The organism is Streptomyces sp. NPDC059740, from assembly GCF_042733155.1.
Lineage (GTDB): Bacteria > Actinomycetota > Actinomycetes > Streptomycetales > Streptomycetaceae > Streptomyces.
Genome location: NZ_JBHWGP010000010.1, coordinates 17,878 through 34,505, shown reverse-complemented (window position 1 = coordinate 34,505; position 16,628 = coordinate 17,878). Strand labels below are relative to the sequence as shown.

Genomic DNA, 16,628 nt, shown 5'->3' with positions numbered 1-16,628 from the left:
GTGACGTCGGTACGTTGCCCGGTCCGCGGGCCCGTGTACCGCGGTGGGACGCCCGGTCGGCCCTGCGTCCCGCCGTCCGTGCCCTGCGGGTGGACGCGGGCCGCGGGTCCGGCCTGCCGTGCCGCCTCGACGCCTTCCGACGGCGACACGTGTTCGAGCCTGACGTACGGAGCCCGCGTGCGGAAGGGGGCGCCGCCGGTCAGTCCGCCCGGCCGGTGCCGGTGGCGGTCGGCCGGGTGAGGCGGCCGTGCAGGGCCCGGGCGGTGGTGTCGGTGAGCGCGGCGATCTGGTCGACCACCGCGCGGGTGCGGGCGGCGTCGTCGCCGGTGGCGTCGGCGGCGGCGTACAGCGCGCGGAACTGCGGGTCGAGGCCGTCGGGGGCGCGGGCCAGCAGGGCTTCGGCGAGTTCGGCGATGATGACGCGCTGTTCGGCTCGGAGCGCCTCCTGGTCGGGGCGCTGGATGACGTACCGGTCGGCGACCGCCTTGAGGACGGCGCACTCCAGCCGGGCCTGACGGGGCACCACGAGGTCGGCGCGGTAGCGGGTGAGGCCACCGGGGTGCTCGCCCCAGGCGGCGCGGGTGGCGTCCTCGGCGGCCTGGCAGAAGCGGCCGATGAGCTGGCTGGTGGCGTCCTTGAGCCGGGCCTGGGCGATCGCGGTCCCGTCGTAGCCGTGGGGCCACCACTCCTGGGCCAGGAGGCGGTCGAGGGCCTCGGCGAGTTCCGCGGTGTCCGCGCCGGGGGCGTAGCGCTGCGCGGCGACGGCGAAGAGGTCGGCGCGTTCGGGTTCGGCGTACAGGACGTTGGGGTCGAGGTGGCCGGCGTGCAGGCCGTCCTCCACGTCGTGGACGGAGTAGGCCACGTCATCCGACCAGTCCATGACCTGGGCCTCCAGGCTGCGGCGCTGGTCGGGGGCGCCGTGGCGCAGCCAGGCGAAGACCGGCAGGTCGTCCTCGTAGACGCCGTACTTGGGCGAGTCGGGGTCGGTGGGGTGGCCGCCGCGGCGCCAGGGGTACTTGGTGGCGGCGTCGAGGGCGGCACGGGTGAGGTTGAGGCCGACGCTGACGACGGTGCCGTCGGGGCCGGGCAGGAAGCGCTTGGGTTCCAGCCGGGTCAGCAGCCGCAGCGACTGGGCGTTGCCCTCGAAGCCGCCGCAGCCTCCGGCGACGTCGTCCAGTGCCCGTTCGCCGTTGTGGCCGAAGGGCGGGTGGCCTAGGTCGTGGGCGAGGCAGGCGGTCTCCACCAGGTCGGGGTCGCAGCCGAGGGCGGCGCCGAGTTCCCGGCCGATCTGGGCGCACTCCAGGGAGTGGGTGAGACGGGTGCGGGGGCTGGCGTCCCAGGCGGGGCTGGCGGTGCCGGGCGTGACGACCTGGGTCTTGCCCGCGAGGCGGCGCAGGGCCGCCGAGTGCAGCACCCGGGCGCGGTCGCGCTGGAAGGCGCTGCGGCCGGGGCGCTTGTCGGGTTCGGGGACCCAGCGTTCGGTGTCGGCAGGGGTGTAGCCGCGCCCCGGGCCGTCGTGCGCGCCGCTCGTCGTGGTGGGTTCGCTCGCCGTCATGTGGTGCGTCTTCCCGTCATGGGGGTGACGGTAGTCCTGCCGGCGGGCGGTGCCCCGCCGCCGGGCGGCGGGGCACCGGGCTCAGGCGCCGGCGGGCACCGGGTCCGGGGCGGCGGCCAGTTCGGCCAGGTACCGCTCGCGGACGGCCTCGTCGAGGAAGGCGGCGCGGAAGGAGTTCTCGGCGAGGGTGCGCAGCGTGGCGGGACCGAGGTGGAGGGCGTCGCGGACGGCGGTGAAGTTGTCCTCGGCGTAGCCGCCGAAGTAGGCGGGGTCGTCGGAGTTGACCGTCACCAGGAGTCCGGCGTCGAGCATCGCGGGCAGCGGGTGGTCGGCGAGGTCGTCGACGACGCGCAGCCGCAGGTTGGACAGCGGGCAGACGGTCAGCGGCACGCGGTCGGTGCGGAGCCGGTCGACGAGGGCCGGGTCCTCCATGCAGCGGACACCGTGGTCGACGCGGTCCACGCCCAGGACGTCCAGCGCCTCCCACACGTAGGCGGGCGGACCCTCCTCGCCGGCGTGGGCGACGCAGCGCAGTCCCGCCTCGCGGGCCAGGGCGAAGACCTCGGTGAACTTCACCGGCGGGTGGCCGACCTCGGCGGAGTCCAGCCCGACGGCCGTGAGGCGGTGCAGGTGCGGGCGGGCGGCCTCGAAGGTGGCCAGGGCCGACTCGGCGCTCTCGTCGCGCAGGAAGCACAGGATGAGGCCGGTGGTGATGCCGTAGCGTTCGGGCGCCTCGTCCAGGGCGCGGCCCAGGCCCTCGATGACGGTGGCCAGCGGCACGCCGCGGGAGGTGTGGGCCTGGGGGTCGAAGAAGATCTCGGCGTGGCGGACGCCCTGTTCCCGGGCGCGGGCCAGGTAGGCGTGCGCGAGGTCGGCGAAGTCCTCCTCGGTGCGCAGCACGTCCATCAGCGCGTAGTAGAGGTTCAGGAAGGACTGCAGGTCCTCGAAGTCGTACGCGCGGCGCAGCTCCGCCTCGTCGGCGTAGGGCAGCTCGATGCCGTTGCGGCGGGCCAGGGCGAAGGCCAGGCCGGGTTCGAGGGTGCCCTCGATGTGGAGGTGCAGTTCCGCCTTGGGGAGCGGCGGGGGCGTCGGGAGCGTCGCGGACATCGGGTACCTGTTCGTCTCGTGGTGCGGGTCGGGTCGGTGTGGGGTGCGTCGGTGGCCGGTGCACCGGTGAATGGGTGATCTCCCAGGCTACCCAGGTGGCAGCGGTGGCCTGCGGGCCGCCGGGAGGGGCGGGAGGGTGGGGACGCAACCGGTGGGAGCTGGGCGGCGTCCGTGCGGTTGTCGGGAGCACCCCTCCCGGTGCCGGGGGAACGAGGGAAGTGGGGACGACGGTGGGTGCAGCACCGGGCGCGGACGGGACGGCTGCGGGCGGGAGCGCGGCGGGACCCGCTGCGGCGGGCCCGGCCGGTGCCCGTTCGGCGACGGCGGACCCGGGCGCGGCCGGGGCGGGGACGGCGGACCCGGGCGCGGGCGGTTCCGGGGCGGCGGGCTCGGGCCGGGGCGGGTCGCCGGGGTGGTTGCGGTCGCCGGGATGGCTGCGGCTGCCGCGGACCCGGCGGGGCCGGCGGCGGGCGGTGTGGGCGGCGGTGGCGCTGTGCCTGGTGGCGCTGGCCCCGGCGACCTGGCTGAACCTGACCACCGCGGCACGGGACCTGCCCGCCTCCAGGGTGCCGCGGGAGCCGGTGGCCGTGGTCTTCGGGGCGGGGCTGTGGGACGGCGAGCCCTCTCCCTACCTGGCGCACCGGCTGGACGCGGCGGCGGGCCTGTACCGGGCGGGGACGGTGCGGGCGCTGCTGGTCACCGGCGACAACAGCCGCAAGGACTACGACGAGCCGGACGCGATGCGCCGCTACCTGGTGGCGCACGGGGTGCCGGCGTCGAAGGTGGTCACCGACTACGCCGGCTTCGACACCTGGGACTCCTGCACCCGCGCCCACCGGGTGTTCGGGGTCACCCGGGCCGTGCTGGTCAGCCAGGACTTCCACGTCCGCCGGGCGCTGGCGCTGTGTGCGGCGGCCGGGGTGCGGTCCTGGGGCGTAGGGGTGGCCGAGCCGCGGGACGTGACCTGGTACTACGGCGGGGTGCGCGAGGTGTTCGCCGCGGGCAAGGCGGCGCTGGACGCCGTGTTCCGTCCCGACCCGCACTTCCTCGGCCCACGGGAGAACGGGGTCCGGCGGGCCCTGGGATAGGGCCTGGCGGGCATGACGGCCCGGCGGCCGTCGCCGGTTGCGCGGGTCAGCCGATGGTGGCCGGCCTGCGTCCCCACGCGGAGACCATGGGTGCGGTGGCCAGGTCCATGGGCTCGGTCGCCAGGTGGTGCAGGTGGGTGTCGATCTCGGCGTCGGTGGCCAGGCCCCGGGCGACCAGCCGTTCGCGGATCTGCCGGACGGTGGCGTCCTCCAGGGCGGTCGCCGCGGGCGAGGTGAGGGGGAAGTAGGCGTCGGCGACCACGTCCACCAGGCCCGCCTCGCGCAGCGCCCGCGGCAGCGTCCTGCCGTAGGCCAGGTCCGCGCCGCGCTCGGCGAGCAGGGTGCGGAACCCGCGGCGCAGCCGGTTGGCGAGTTGCTGCGCCGGGCCGTGCTCGTCGGGGCAGATCAGCGGCTGGAGCGCGGGGTCGGCGTCCTCCACCAGGAGGACGCCGCCGGGGCGCAGGGCCTGGACGAGCGCCGCCAGGGCCTGCTGCCGTTGTGCGACGTGCACCAGGACGAGCCGGGCGTGGACGAGGTCGAAGACGCCCTCGGGCGGCGCGTCCGCGCCGACGTCGTGGCGCATGACCTCCACCGGGCCGCCGGCCGCCGCCTGGACGCGGGAGGTGTCGATGTCGGTGGCGAGGACCCGGCCGCCGGGCCCGACCCGTTCGGCGAGCCGGCGGACGACCGAGGTGCCGCCGGCGCCGACCTCCCAGCAGTGGTCCCCCTCCGCCACCCCGATCTCGTCGAGGTGACGGAAGGTCGAGGCGTCGAAGAGCGCGGACAGGGCGTCGAACCGCTCCCCCGCTTCGGGCTGCGCGTTCGCCAGCAGGTAGTCGTTGCCGGTCGGGGCGGTGGCCGGGCGGGAGGGTCGGTCGGCAGTCATGGCCTCATCGTCCCAGGTCGGTCCAGGCTGTGCCCGGCACCTCAGCCCCACTGGTCGAGGGCCAGTTTGGCCAGCAGCGCCACCACCACGACGACCAGGACGCCGCGGACGAAGCCGGTGCCCCGCTTGAGCGCCGTGCGGGCGCCCGCCGCCCCGCCGACGAGGTTGAACAGGGCCAGCAGCAGGCCCAGGCGCCACAGGATGGTGCCCTGCAGGGAGAAGGTGACGAGGGCCCCGAGGTTGGTGCAGACGTTGACGACCTTGGCGGTGGCGGAGGCGGTGACCAGGTCGGCGCGGAGCAGTGCGGAGAGCGCGAGGACCAGGAAGGCGCCGGTGCCGGGCCCGATCAGGCCGTCGTAGAAGCCGATGCCGAGGCCCGCGACGAGGACGGCGGCGAGCATGCGGCGGCGGGTGACCGGGCCGGCGGGTGCGGCGGCGCGGCCGAAGCCGGGGCGCAGCAGCACGAAGGCGAGGACCGCGACCAGGACGCCCATGATCACCGGCCGGAGCACCGCGCTGTCGATACCCGCGGCGAGGGTGGCGCCCGCCAGCGAGCCGCCGGCGGCGGCCAGCCCGATGCGGGCGGCGGGCCGCGGGTCGAAGGGGGCGCGCCGCAGGTAGGTCGCGGCGGCGGCGCTGGTGCCGACGACCGCGGCGGACTTGTTGGTGCCCAGGACGTAGGCGGTGGGCGTGTGCGGCAGGCCGACGAGGAGCGCCGGGAGCAGCAGCAGTCCGCCGCCGCCGACGACGGCGTCTATCCAGCCCGCGGCGAGGGCGGCCAGGCAGAGGAGGGCGAGAGTCGTCAGAGACATGTCAGGAGGCACGGGGTGATCCTAGGGAGCGGTCGGCGCGGGTCCGTCGCCGCGCCGGGTCGCGGCTCAGCCGGATGCCCGCGGTCGCGTGCACCCGGTGACCGCCGGTGACGAGATGGGCCCGGCGGGGTTGCGGAACCGTCCGCGGTGTGACGCCTCCCATAGGGCCCAGGTCATACGCGAGGCGCGGTAGTAGACGCCGTGGTCCGGGCCGCCCCGCGGACACGGGCCGCCGGTGCCGGGCGCCCGGCCGGCTCCTATTTCCGGTAGTAGGTCACACCTTTGCGGCACGCTCGGGCGCTCGCCCAATGTGTTCGACGTACCGGGGAGCCGAGCGCCGGACCCGGACGGGACCACCGTCCGCAAGCCGACCGGCCCCATCGACGCGGGACCCCACGGCCCGCGGCGCCGACCCCCCAGTCGGCCTCCCCGAGGAAGTCCCCGAACGGAGAGGTGCCACACCCATGTCTGCCATCACTGCTTCCCGCCGCACGCGCTTCGGCAAGTACGCCACCGCCGGTGTCGCCACCCTCGGTGCCGCCGCCGCGGCCCTGACGCTGGCCCCCGCCGCCCACGCCGCCCCGGCGAAGGCGCCGGCCGACGCCTCCTCGGTGTCCGCCAAGCAGACCCAGGAGATCCAGAAGATCGCCGACGACGCGGGCAACAAGTACCCCAACACCCTCGACGGCTGGATCCGGCAGTCCCTGGACATCATGAAGATCAAGGGGATCCCCGGTTCCTACCAGGGCATCTACCGCAACATCATCCGCGAGTCGGCGGGCAACCCGAACGCCGTCAACAACTGGGACATCAACGCCCAGAACGGCGTGCCCTCCAAGGGTCTGCTCCAGGTCATCCAGCCGACCTTCGACACCTACCACGTCAACGGCACCAAGGACGTGCTGACCGACCCGGTGTCGAACATCGTCGCGGCCTGCAACTACGCGGCTGCCCGCTACGGCTCGATGGACAACGTCAACTCCGCCTACTGACAGGCGGGCCGACGCCGGGAGTTCTGGCGCCCCGCCCGCCGGGCGCGCGACCGCCAGGACTCCCCCGGTCGAACCGAACCTCCGATCCGAAGGACTGATAGCCCATGCCGCGAGGCAGCGGTAACGAGGACCCCACCCCCACCGGGGACGGTCCCGCGCACGCCGACTACGGGCCGGGCAAGGTACACCGCACCAGGCGGCGGTCCCTGCGGATCGTCGCCTGGGGGGCGCTGGGCGTGGTGGTGCTCGGCGGCGGCGGCACGGCCTACGCCTGGTCGCACCTCAACGGCAACGTCAAGGGCGTCGACATCAACTCCGTGCTCGGCCACGACCGGCCGAAGGAGGAGGCCGGCGGGGCGGAGAACATCCTCCTCATGGGCTCCGACTCCCGCGCCGGCACCCACGGCGAGTACGGCCACGACGTCAGCGGCGCCCGCTCCGACACCACGATGGTGCTGCACATCGACAAGACCCACAAGAAGGCCAGCGTCGTCAGCATCCCGCGCGACACCATGGTCAAGCGGCCCGACTGCGCCAAGCCGGGCGGCGGCACCGCCAAGGGCGCGTCCAAGGCGATGTTCAACGAGTCGTACCAGGTGGGCGGCCCGGCCTGCACGGTCAAGACCGTGGAGCAGATGTCCGGGGTCCGCATGGACCACTACGTCGAGGTGGACTTCAAGGGCTTCCAGAAGCTCATCGACCAGCTCGGCGGTGTGGACGTCACCACCAAGCAGGCCATCCACGACCCCGACAGCCACCTGGACCTGGCGGCCGGCAAGCACACCCTCAAGGGCAAGCAGGCCCTGGAGCTGGTGCGCACCCGGCACGGCGTCGGCGACGGCAGCGACCTGGGCCGCATCCAGCTCCAGCAGACGTTCATCAAGGCGCTCACCCGCAAGGTGAACTCCCTGGACCTGCTGAGCAACCCGGCGAAGGCCTACGGTTTGGCGGACACCGCCACCAAGACCGTCAGCGCCGACTCCGGCCTGGCCTCGGCCGACAAGCTGCTGGGGCTGGCGAAGGAGCTCAAGGGCATCAACCCGGGCCACATGGACATGGTCACCATGCCGGTCACCTACGACCCGAACGACCAGGAGCGCGTCATCCCGGTGGAGAAGAACGCCCAGCAGGTGTGGAAGGCGCTCCGGGACGACAAGCCGATCCCGAAGTCGGCGGAGAAGGCGTCGGTCGGTGACAAGGGCAAGTCGCCGGTGACCTCCGGCACCTGAGTCCGGGGACACCGGCCCCGCGGCCGGAGGGCTCAGGTGACAGGGCGAGGGGCCGAAGGGTTTGTGGCGACCCCCTCGGCCCCCCGTCCGTCTCTTCCCACCCGCCCGTCCGCCCTTTCCGGCGGGCGGGCGGTCCTCTCAGCTCAGGCCCGAGCGCAGCTCCAGCACCCGTTCCACCGCACCCCGGAAGTCGTCCTCCGGAAGGTCGCCCTCGGCCAACGCCGTGACCAGCGCAGACGCCGCCTCGTCGCCCTGGTCCACGTCCCGGGCGGAGCACAGCAGCAGGTCCATGCCCGCGTCGGCGGCCAGCACGGCACGCTGCCCGGTCCCGCCGAACGCCGCGAGGGCCTTGGCCTCCAGCGCGTCGGTGACGGTGACGCCGCGGAAGCCGAGCCGGCCCCGCAGCTCTTGCCGGATCGCCCGCGCCGACAGGCCCGCCGGCCGCTCGGCGTCGAGGGCGGGGTAGACCGCCCACGAGGCCATCACCATCGCCACGCCGGCCCGGATCGCCGCCGGGTAGGGCGCCTCGTCCACCGTCCGCAGTTCGGCCAGGGACTGGTCCAGCGTCACCGGCCCCTCGTCGGTGTTCGCGTCGGTGCCGGCCGCGCCGAGGCCGGGGAAGTGCTTGGCCGTGGCGGCGACCCCGGTGTCCTGCTGCGCGGTGACGAAGGCGGCGGCCAGTTCCGCCACCTCCTGCGGGTCGGTGCCGTAGGAGCGGCCCCACCGGTCCAGGAAGTCGCCCGCCTCCCGGTAGACGCCGAGGACGGGTGCGAGGTTGGCGTTCATCCCGACGCCGGCGAGGTTGCGCCCCGCCTCGGTGCCCGCCTGGGCGGCGACGTCCGGGTCACCACTGCGCCCGACCTCCTTCTGCGACTGCTCCGGGCCGCCCGGCAGGCGCCGGATGCTGCCGCCCTCCTGGTCGGTGGTGAGCAGCAGCGGCGCCGACACGGGGCTCTTGGCGTGGGCGGCGACGAGCCGGTCCACCACCGCCGCGATCTGGTCCTCGTCGGAGATGTTCTCCCCGAAGAAGATGACGCCGCCGGCCTCGCCCGCGCTGATCCGCGACAGCAGGGCGGCGGGCGGCGTCAGGCCCGGGTAGGAGTACACCACCCGCTGCCCCGCCAGCTGGCGTGGCGTCAGAGTGACCTGGGGCGAGCGGTGGTGGCCGCGGCGGGCCGCGTGGGCGGGGGTGGCGACGGCGAGTGTCCCGGCGGCGGCGAGGGCTGCGGCGATCAGACTGCGGCGGGCGGGACGGGCGTCGGGGGTCTCCCTGGTCACGTGTGTGCCTCCTGGCAGGTGCGGCGTACGCGGTGACCACGCCGGTGCGCCGTCAGCCGTGCGCGCCCGGGCGTGGCCGGGGGTGGGGCGGGGCCCAGCCTGAACGATGGACGGGTGCACGACAAGGCGGCGGGCCGGTGGGTCCTCCGGCAGGGGGCGGCGTTCGGCGCGGTCGGTGCGCGGGGGAGGGGGCCGTAGGGGTCCTTGCCATATGAGCGTCCGATGAGGTCGCGTGGTCTGGCGCCGTGCATCGCAAGGCGCCGGAGAGTCCTCGTAGCGGAGCTACCAGGGCTTTTCGGCAACGCCGCGAGGTGCGGTGCAAGACCACGCGACCCGGGCGGGCATATGGCAAGGACCCCTTAGCCCACCCAGGTCACGTTCTCCCCCCGCCGCCCCCGCCGCCCGGTGTGTGCCCTCCTCGCGGCGGTCGCGCGCTGGACGATGTTCCCGCCGCCCGGCGTGCCGGGCCACCTGGTGCAGGAGCAGCGAGGAGAGCATGCGATGCCGGATCTGTACATCGACGGCGAGTGGACCGCGGCGGCGGCGGGTGGGCGGCGGGACGTCGTCAACCCGTTCGACGCGTCCGTGGTCCAGACGGTGGACGAGGCCGACGCCAGTGACGTCGACCGGGCGGTGCGGGCAGCGCGGCGTGCCTTCCGGGAGGAGGACTGGGCGTACGCACCGACCCGCCGCCGCGCGGACGTCCTCTTCCGGGTGGCGCAACTGCTGCTGGACAACCGGGAGGACATCGCGCGCGTCGAGACCGCCGACACCGGCAAGACGCTGACCGAGGCACGGATGGACGTCGAGGACGTCTCCAACGCCTTCCGGTACTTCGCGGAGATCGCCGGCAAGGACGCCGGCCGGGTCGTCGACGTGGGCCCGGACGTCCTGAGCCGGGTGGTGTACCAGCCGGTGGGGGTGTGCGCACTGATCGCCCCCTGGAACTACCCGCTGCTCCAGGCCTCGTGGAAGGTGGCGCCGGCCCTCGCCGCGGGCAACACCTTCGTCCTCAAGCCGAGCGAGATCACGCCGCTGTCCACCATCACCATGATCGAGCTGATCGCGGAGGCCGGGGCGCCGCCGGGCGTGGCCAACCTGGTGCTGGGCGCCGGCGCCACGGTCGGGGCGGCGATGACCTCGCACCCGGAGGTGGACCTGGTGTCCTTCACCGGCGGCCTGGCCACCGGGCGGACCATCATGGCGGGCGCCGCCGAGGACGTGAAGAACATCGCGCTGGAGCTGGGCGGCAAGAACCCCAACGTGGTCTTCGCCGACGCGGACTTCGATGCGGCGGTGGACTACGCGCTGGACGCCGCGTTCCTGCACTCGGGGCAGGTCTGCTCGGCGGGGTCGCGGCTCATCGTCGAGGACTCGCTGCACGACCGGTTCGTCGAGGCGCTCGCGGAGCGGGCCCGGGCGATCCGGCTGGGCGACGGCACGGACGAGCGGACCGAGAGCGGGCCGCTGAGCTCGGCCGAGCACCGCGACAAGGTGGAGCGGTACCTGGAGATCGGGCGCTCGGAGGGGGCCCGCCTGGTGTGCGGTGGCCACCGTCCCGACGACCCGGCGCTCTCCCGCGGCTTCTTCCTGCTGCCGACGATCTTCGCGGACTGCGACCGGTCGATGCGGATCGTGCAGGAGGAGGTCTTCGGCCCGGTCGTCACCGTCGAGCGCTTCCGCGGCGAGGACGAGGCGGTGGAGCTGGCCAACGACACCCGCTACGGCCTGGCCGGCGGGGTGTGGACCTCCGACGCCGGGCGGGCGCAGCGCGTCGCGAGCCGGTTGCGGCACGGCACGGTGTGGATCAACGACTTCCACCCCTACGTGCCGCAGGCGGAGTGGGGCGGCTTCGGCCGGTCGGGGGTGGGCCGGGAGCTGGGGCCGCGGGGCCTGGAGGAGTACCAGGAGATGCAGCACATCTACCACAACCTCACGCCGCAGCCCTCGGGCTGGTTCAAGGGCTGAGTCGGCTCGCGGCCGGTGACGGCCGCGGGCACCGGGGGTCATCGGGGGCGGCCAGGAGAGAGGACGGAAGATGAGTGCGGACAGCGACCGCGGGGACGAGAGCTTCGACTACGTCATCGTCGGCGGCGGCACCGCGGGCTGCGTGCTGGCGGCGCGGCTCACCGAGGACCCGGACTGCCGGGTGTGCGTGGTCGAGGGCGGCCCCAGCGACGTGGGCGACGAGCGCATCCTGAAGCTGCGGAACTGGATCAACCTGCTGGACTCGGAGTACGACTACGGCTACACCACCACCGAGCAGCCGCGCGGCAACTCCCACATCCTGCACTCGCGGGCCCGGGTGCTGGGCGGCTGCTCCTCCCACAACACACTGATCAGCTTCCTGCCGCTGCCCGGCGACCTCGACGAGTGGGTGACGCGGGGCTGCCCCGGCTGGGACGCGGAGACCGTGCTGCCCTACCGGGACCGGCTGCAGAACACGGTGGTGCCGGTGGCCGAGGCGGACCGCAACCCCATCGCCAAGGACTTCGTCACCGCCGCGCACCGGGCGCTGGGAGTGCCGGTGGTCGAGGACTTCAACGCCGAGCCGTTCACCGACGGCGTCGGCTTCTTCTCGGTGTCCTACCAGGCGGCGGACAACACCCGCTCCTCCGCCTCGGTGGCCTACCTGCACCCCGTCATGGACCGGCCCAACCTGACGCTGAAGCTGGAGACCTGGGCGCACCGGGTGGAGAAGGACAGCTCGGGCGCGCTGCGGCGGGTGCGGGTGCGGGCCGCGGACGGGGCGGAGTCGGGCTTGCGGGCCGAGCGGGAGCTGCTGCTGTGCGCCGGGGCGATCGACACGCCGCGGCTTCTGCTGCTCTCCGGCATCGGGCCCGCCGAGGAGCTGCGGCAGCTCGGCATCGAGGTGCTGGCCGACCTGCCGGGCGTCGGCGAGAACCTGCTGGACCACCCCGAGTCGGTGATCCTGTGGGAGACCGAGGGGCCGCTGCCGCCCAACTCGGCCATGGACTCCGACGCCGGTCTGCTGCTGCGGCGCGACCCGTCGCTGCCGCGCCCGGACCTGATGTTCCACTTCTACCAGGTGCCGTTCACCGTCAACACCGAGCGGCTGGGCTACCCGGCGCTGGAGCACGGGGTGTGCATGACGCCGAACGTGCCGCGGGCCAGGTCGCGGGGGCGGATGTGGCTGCGCGGCGCCGACCCGACGCTCAAGCCGGCGCTGGACTTCCGCTACTTCACCGACCCCGAGGGGCACGACGAGCGCACCATCGTGGACGGCCTGCGGATCGCCCGCGAGGTGGCCGCCGCCGACCCGCTGCGCGGCTGGCTGCGCCGGGAGGTCGCGCCCGGGCCGTCCGTCACCTCCGACGCGGAGCTCTCGGAGTACGGCAGGCGCGCGGCGCACACCGTCTACCACCCGGCGGGCACCTGCAAGATGGGGGCGGCGGGCGACCCGCTGGCGGTACTGGACCCGTCGTTGCGGGTACGGGGCCTGGAGGGGGTACGGGTGGTGGACGCCTCGGTGTTCCCGACCATGCCGACCATCAACCCGATGCTGACGGTGCTGCTGGTGGCCGAGCGGGCCGCGGACCTGATCACCGGTCGGGTGGCGGGCGCCGGCACCGGAACGGAGAGCTGAGATGTCGGACGCGACCCAGCCGGCGGCCGGGGGTGCCGCCGGCCGCTCCCCGGAAGCGGGCTCGGAGTTCCGCAAGGAGATGGGGCCCTGGGCCAACTTCGCCCTCGGCTTCACCTACCTCTCGCCCGTCGTCAGCACCTACACCCTGTTCGGGACGGCCCTGGCCACCGGTGGCCCGCCGATGATCTGGGCGTTCCTGATGGCCGGCGCCGGGCAGTTCCTGGTGGCGATGGTCTTCGGCGAGATCGTCGCCCAGTACCCCATCGCCGGCGGCGTGTACCCGTGGGCGCGGCGGCTGTGGGGCAAGCGGTGGGCGTGGATGACCGGCTGGGTCTACATGTGGGCGCTGCTGGTCACCATCACCTCGGTGGCCTACGGCGCCGGCCCGTACATCGCGATCCTCTTCGGCTTCAAACCGACGGTGCACACGACGGTGCTGTGCACGGTGGTGCTCATCTGCGTCGCCGTCCTCATCAACTACGCGGGGACGAAGGCGCTGTCGTGGGCCGCGATCATCGGCTTCAGCGCCGAGCTGATCGGCGCGCTCGTGGTCGGCGTGTACCTGCTGTCCACCCACCGCCACCACGGCATCGGCGTCATCGTCGACAGCTACCACACACAGGGCAACGGCAGTTACGCCCCGGTGTTCCTGGCGGCGGCGATCATCGGCTTCTACCAGTACTACGGCTTCGAGGCGTGCGGGGACACCGCGGAGGAGGTCGCGCGGCCGGGCCGGGTCATCCCGAAGGCGATGCGGCGCACGATCTACGTGGGTGGCGCGGCGGCCACGTTCACCTGCATGTCGCTGCTGCTGTCGGTGACGGACTACAACGCGGTGATCTCGGGGAAGAACGCCGACCCGGTGGTGGGGGTGCTCTACGACGCGATGGGCGAGGTGGGGGCCCGGCTGGTGATGGCGGTGGTGCTCATCTCCTTCCTGTCGTGCACCATCAGCCTCCAGGCGGCGGCCGGCCGGCTGATCTACTCCTACGCGCGCGACGAGATGGTCGTCGGGCACCGGCTGCTGCGGCGGTTCAGCCACGCACGGGCGGTGCCGGGGTTCGCGCTGCTGGTGGCGGCCGTCATCCCGATCATCATCGCCTTCGGCTCGCTGATCTCCGCGGACGCCCTGACGAAGATCGTGTCCTTCGCGATCCTGGGGATCTACGGCTCGTTCCAGATGGTGGTGCTCGCCGCGCTGCGGGCCCGGCTGAAGGGCTGGCGGCCGAGCGGCGACTTCACGCTGGGCCGCTGGGGACTGCTGGTGAACGCCGCGGCCCTGGCCTACGGCATCTTCGCCATCATCAACATCTCCTGGGCCCGCACGCCCGAGGACCCCTGGTACGACAACTACATCGTGCTGCTGTGCGGCGGTGTGGTCGTGGTGGCGGGCCTGCTGTACATGTTCACCACGCACCACTACGGCCGGGGCGACGCGCCCGCCGGTGACGCGGTGCCGCGGAAGCAGAGCGCCTGACGGGCCGCCTGCGCCGGGGCGGGGGTACGGGCCGGGGCACGGGTCGCCCCGGCCCGTGCCCCGTAGGGTGGTGGTGCGGCGGCCCCCGCCTTCCACCGGAGCCGGCGTGGACCCGGGTGAGCGTCGTCGGCGAACGCAGGGAGCGCAGTAACGTGACGAGCTGGAACCTCCGCCACATGCCGGACCTGAGCGGACGGGTGGCCGTGGTCACCGGCGCCAACGGCGGTCTCGGGCACGTGACGGCACGGGAGCTGGCCCGCCGGGGGGCGCTGGTGGTGATGGCCTGCCGCAACCCGGACAGGGGCCGCGCCGCCCTGGAGCAGCTGACCGGGGAGGTGCCCGGCGCCGAGGTGGAGCTGCGGGAGCTGGACCTCGCCGACCTCACCTCCGTCCGGGCCTTCGCCGGGGAGCTGGGTGACCTCGGCGGCGGGCGGCTGGACCTCCTGGTCAACAACGCGGGGGTGATGGCGCTGCCTCGGCTGCGGACCGCCGACGGCTTCGAGATGCAGTTCGGCACCAACCACCTGGGGCACTTCGCGCTGACCGGGTTGCTGCTGCCGCGGCTGCTGGCCACGCCCGGCTCCCGCGTGGTGACCCTCTCCAGCGGCTTCCACGCCATGGCCGACGTCCGCCTGGACGACCTCAACAGCGAACGCTCCTACCGTCGCTGGGTCGCCTACGCCCGCTCCAAGAGCGCCAACCTGCTCTTCACGCACGAACTGGCACGGCGCCTGGACGAGGTGGGCGCCGACGTGGTGGCCGCCGCCGCCCACCCGGGCTACGCCGACACGGGCCTCCAGACGGCGGGCGTCAGGATGGAGGGCCGGTCCGGGGCCGAGCGGGTGGTGCAGTGGGGCAACCGCCTGTTCGCGCAGTCCGCGGAGTCCGGGGCGCTGCCCACGCTGTGCGCGGCGACGGCGCCGAACATGCGGCCGGACTCCTTCGTCGGTCCGCGCGGCGGCATGTGGGGGGCGCCCGCCCGTTCCTTCCGCGCCTCCTGGACGCTGAACGACGACACCGCCCGGAAGCTGTGGGAGGCCTCCGAGGAACTGACCGGCGTGCGCTACGACTTCCTGCCGCCCCACACCGCCTGACCCGCCCGGCGGGGCCGGACGTACCGGCCGGTCCCGGCAGACGCCACCGAGGGCCGCCGTCCGCGGATCGGTGGAGGTCCTGCGCCCGGCGGCGACTTGCGGCACAGTATCCCCGTGGAGATCGACGGGAGCAGGGGGCGACCGATGACGGACGACGGTGGACGGCGGGCCGGTGGCACCGGCGCAGCCCCGGTGGAGCAGCCCGGCCCGGCCCGGCGGCGACTGCTGGCGGCCGGCGGCGGCCTGGTCGCCGCCGGTGCCCTGGCGGCCTGCGGATCCAACACCGGGCGCAGCGACGGCGCTTCGGGACCGACGCTGAGCCACTGGTACCACCAGTACGGCGAGGCGGGCACCGAGGCGGCCGTGCGACGGTACGCGGCGGCCTACCGGCAGGCACACGTCACCGTCCAGTGGCGTCCCGGTGACTACGACCGGCAGACCGCCGCGGCCCTGCTGACCTCCTCGGGGCCGGACGTCTTCGAGGTCAACGGGCCCAAGCTGGACCAGATCCGCGGCGGCCAGGTCGTCGACCTCACCGAGCAGATCGCCGCCGCACGCGAGGACTTCAACCCCGCCGTGCTGGCGCCCAAGACCTGGCAGGGCAAGGTCTGGGCGATCCCGCAGACCGTCGACATGCAGATGCTGTTCTACCGGAAGAGCCTGCTGCGCGAGGCCGGAGTCAAACCGCCCACCACCCTGGACGCGCTGGTCGACGCGGCGGCCGCCCTGACGGGCAAGCTGAAGGCGAAGAAGGTCAAGGGCCTCTTCCTCGGCAACGACGGCGGCGCGGGCGTCCTCGGCGGCACACCGCTGTTCGCCGCCGGTCTCTCGCTGGTCGACGAGGACGGCGGTGTCGGGTTCGACGACCCGGCCGCCGCCCGGGCGCTGGCCAAGGTGCGCCGCCTGTACGCCGACGGCTCCCTGCTGCTGGGCGCGCCCGCCGACTGGTCCGACCCGGCCGCCCTCGTGCAGGGCCTGACCGCCATGCAGTGGTCCGGGCTGTGGGCGCTGCCGCAGGTGAAGAAGGCACTCGGGGACGACTTCGGGGTGCTGCCGTGGCCCGCGGACGGTGCGCACGGCAGGCCGGCGGTGCCGGTCGGTGCGTACGGAGCGGCCGTCAACGCCCGCAGCAGGCACCGGGAGGCGGCCCGCGACTACGTCAAGTGGCTGTGGGTGGACCGCACCGACTACCAGCAGGACTTCGCGCTGCGCTACGGATTCCACATCCCGGCCCGGCTCTCGCTGGCGAAGAAGGCCGGGCAGCTGCGCGAGGGCGCGGCGGCCGACGCGGTGCGCATGGCCACCGACCACGGCCATGCCGAGCCCCTGCTGTGGACCACCGCGTCCAGCACCGCCTACCAGGACGCGCTCAGCCGCATCATCAAGGACGGGGCCGACCCCGACGACCAGCTCCGCACGGTGGTGCGCAAGGTCCAGGCGGAGCTGCGGCGCGTCTCGGGCGCCAAGAGCACCAGCGTCCACCGCCGCTCCCCCGCACACTGA

General features: G+C 74.1%; 13 protein-coding genes. 8 read left to right on the top strand and 5 right to left on the bottom strand.

The genetic code is table 11. The features are described from left to right. Positions 1–199 precede the first annotated feature (199 nt). Both ACFV3R_RS14635 and ACFV3R_RS14630 read right to left on the bottom strand, forming a co-directional pair. A complete protein-coding gene (locus tag ACFV3R_RS14635) occupies positions 200–1,555 on the bottom strand; it encodes a deoxyguanosinetriphosphate triphosphohydrolase (RefSeq protein ID WP_385581219.1) in 1,356 nt (451 codons plus the stop codon). Positions 1,556–1,636: 81 nt separating this feature from the next. After that, positions 1,637–2,662 (bottom strand): adenosine deaminase, encoded by a 1,026-nt coding sequence (locus tag ACFV3R_RS14630; RefSeq protein ID WP_385581216.1) that lies wholly within the window; start codon positions 2,660–2,662, stop codon positions 1,637–1,639. A gap of 416 nt (positions 2,663–3,078) precedes the next feature. Here ACFV3R_RS14630 and ACFV3R_RS14625 point away from each other — a divergent pair, with 416 nt between their 5' ends. Continuing rightward, positions 3,079–3,750 carry a vancomycin high temperature exclusion protein gene (locus ACFV3R_RS14625; RefSeq protein WP_385581213.1) on the top strand — a complete coding sequence of 224 codons (672 nt, stop codon included), beginning with the start codon at positions 3,079–3,081 and terminating at the stop codon, positions 3,748–3,750. A 46-nt stretch (positions 3,751–3,796) separates the two neighbouring features. Here ACFV3R_RS14625 and ACFV3R_RS14620 read toward each other — a convergent pair whose 3' ends face one another. Continuing rightward, positions 3,797–4,636 (bottom strand): methyltransferase, encoded by an 840-nt coding sequence (locus ACFV3R_RS14620; protein ID WP_385581211.1) that lies wholly within the window; start codon positions 4,634–4,636, stop codon positions 3,797–3,799. A gap of 41 nt (positions 4,637–4,677) precedes the next feature. Continuing rightward, positions 4,678–5,460, bottom strand: coding sequence for a sulfite exporter TauE/SafE family protein (locus ACFV3R_RS14615; RefSeq protein WP_385581208.1), 783 nt, complete (start codon positions 5,458–5,460; stop codon positions 4,678–4,680). Positions 5,461–5,912: 452 nt separating this feature from the next. On the opposite strand from ACFV3R_RS14615, the gene ACFV3R_RS14610 reads away from it, so the two are divergent. Both ACFV3R_RS14610 and ACFV3R_RS14605 read left to right on the top strand, forming a co-directional pair. Further along, on the top strand, positions 5,913–6,440 hold the full coding sequence (locus ACFV3R_RS14610; protein ID WP_385581204.1) for a transglycosylase SLT domain-containing protein: 528 nt from the start codon (positions 5,913–5,915) through the stop codon (positions 6,438–6,440). 104 nt (positions 6,441–6,544) lie between these two features. Further along, on the top strand, positions 6,545–7,669 hold the full coding sequence (locus ACFV3R_RS14605) for an LCP family protein (RefSeq protein WP_385581201.1): 1,125 nt from the start codon (positions 6,545–6,547) through the stop codon (positions 7,667–7,669). Positions 7,670–7,807: 138 nt separating this feature from the next. Here the strand turns inward: ACFV3R_RS14605 and ACFV3R_RS14600 are convergent, their stop codons facing one another. Beyond that, the gene (locus ACFV3R_RS14600; RefSeq protein ID WP_385581198.1) at positions 7,808–8,947 is read right to left on the bottom strand and encodes a glycoside hydrolase family 3 N-terminal domain-containing protein; all 1,140 of its coding nucleotides are present in this window, start codon (positions 8,945–8,947) and stop codon (positions 7,808–7,810) included. Between the two features lie 501 nt (positions 8,948–9,448). Here ACFV3R_RS14600 and ACFV3R_RS14595 point away from each other — a divergent pair. From ACFV3R_RS14595 to ACFV3R_RS14575, 5 genes are all read left to right on the top strand, one after another. Next, a complete protein-coding gene (locus ACFV3R_RS14595) occupies positions 9,449–10,915 on the top strand; it encodes an aldehyde dehydrogenase family protein (protein WP_385581195.1) in 1,467 nt (488 codons plus the stop codon). 70 nt (positions 10,916–10,985) lie between these two features. Further along, positions 10,986–12,554 carry a GMC family oxidoreductase gene (locus ACFV3R_RS14590; protein WP_385581192.1) on the top strand — a complete coding sequence of 523 codons (1,569 nt, stop codon included), beginning with the start codon at positions 10,986–10,988 and terminating at the stop codon, positions 12,552–12,554. Between the two features lies 1 nt (position 12,555). Next, positions 12,556–14,031, top strand: a complete 1,476-nt coding sequence (locus ACFV3R_RS14585; RefSeq protein ID WP_385581190.1) for an APC family permease — start codon at positions 12,556–12,558, stop codon at positions 14,029–14,031. Positions 14,032–14,183: 152 nt separating this feature from the next. Further along, positions 14,184–15,125, top strand: a complete 942-nt coding sequence (locus tag ACFV3R_RS14580) for an oxidoreductase (RefSeq protein WP_385581187.1) — start codon at positions 14,184–14,186, stop codon at positions 15,123–15,125. A gap of 144 nt (positions 15,126–15,269) precedes the next feature. After that, positions 15,270–16,628, top strand: a complete 1,359-nt coding sequence (locus ACFV3R_RS14575) for an ABC transporter substrate-binding protein (protein WP_385581184.1) — start codon at positions 15,270–15,272, stop codon at positions 16,626–16,628.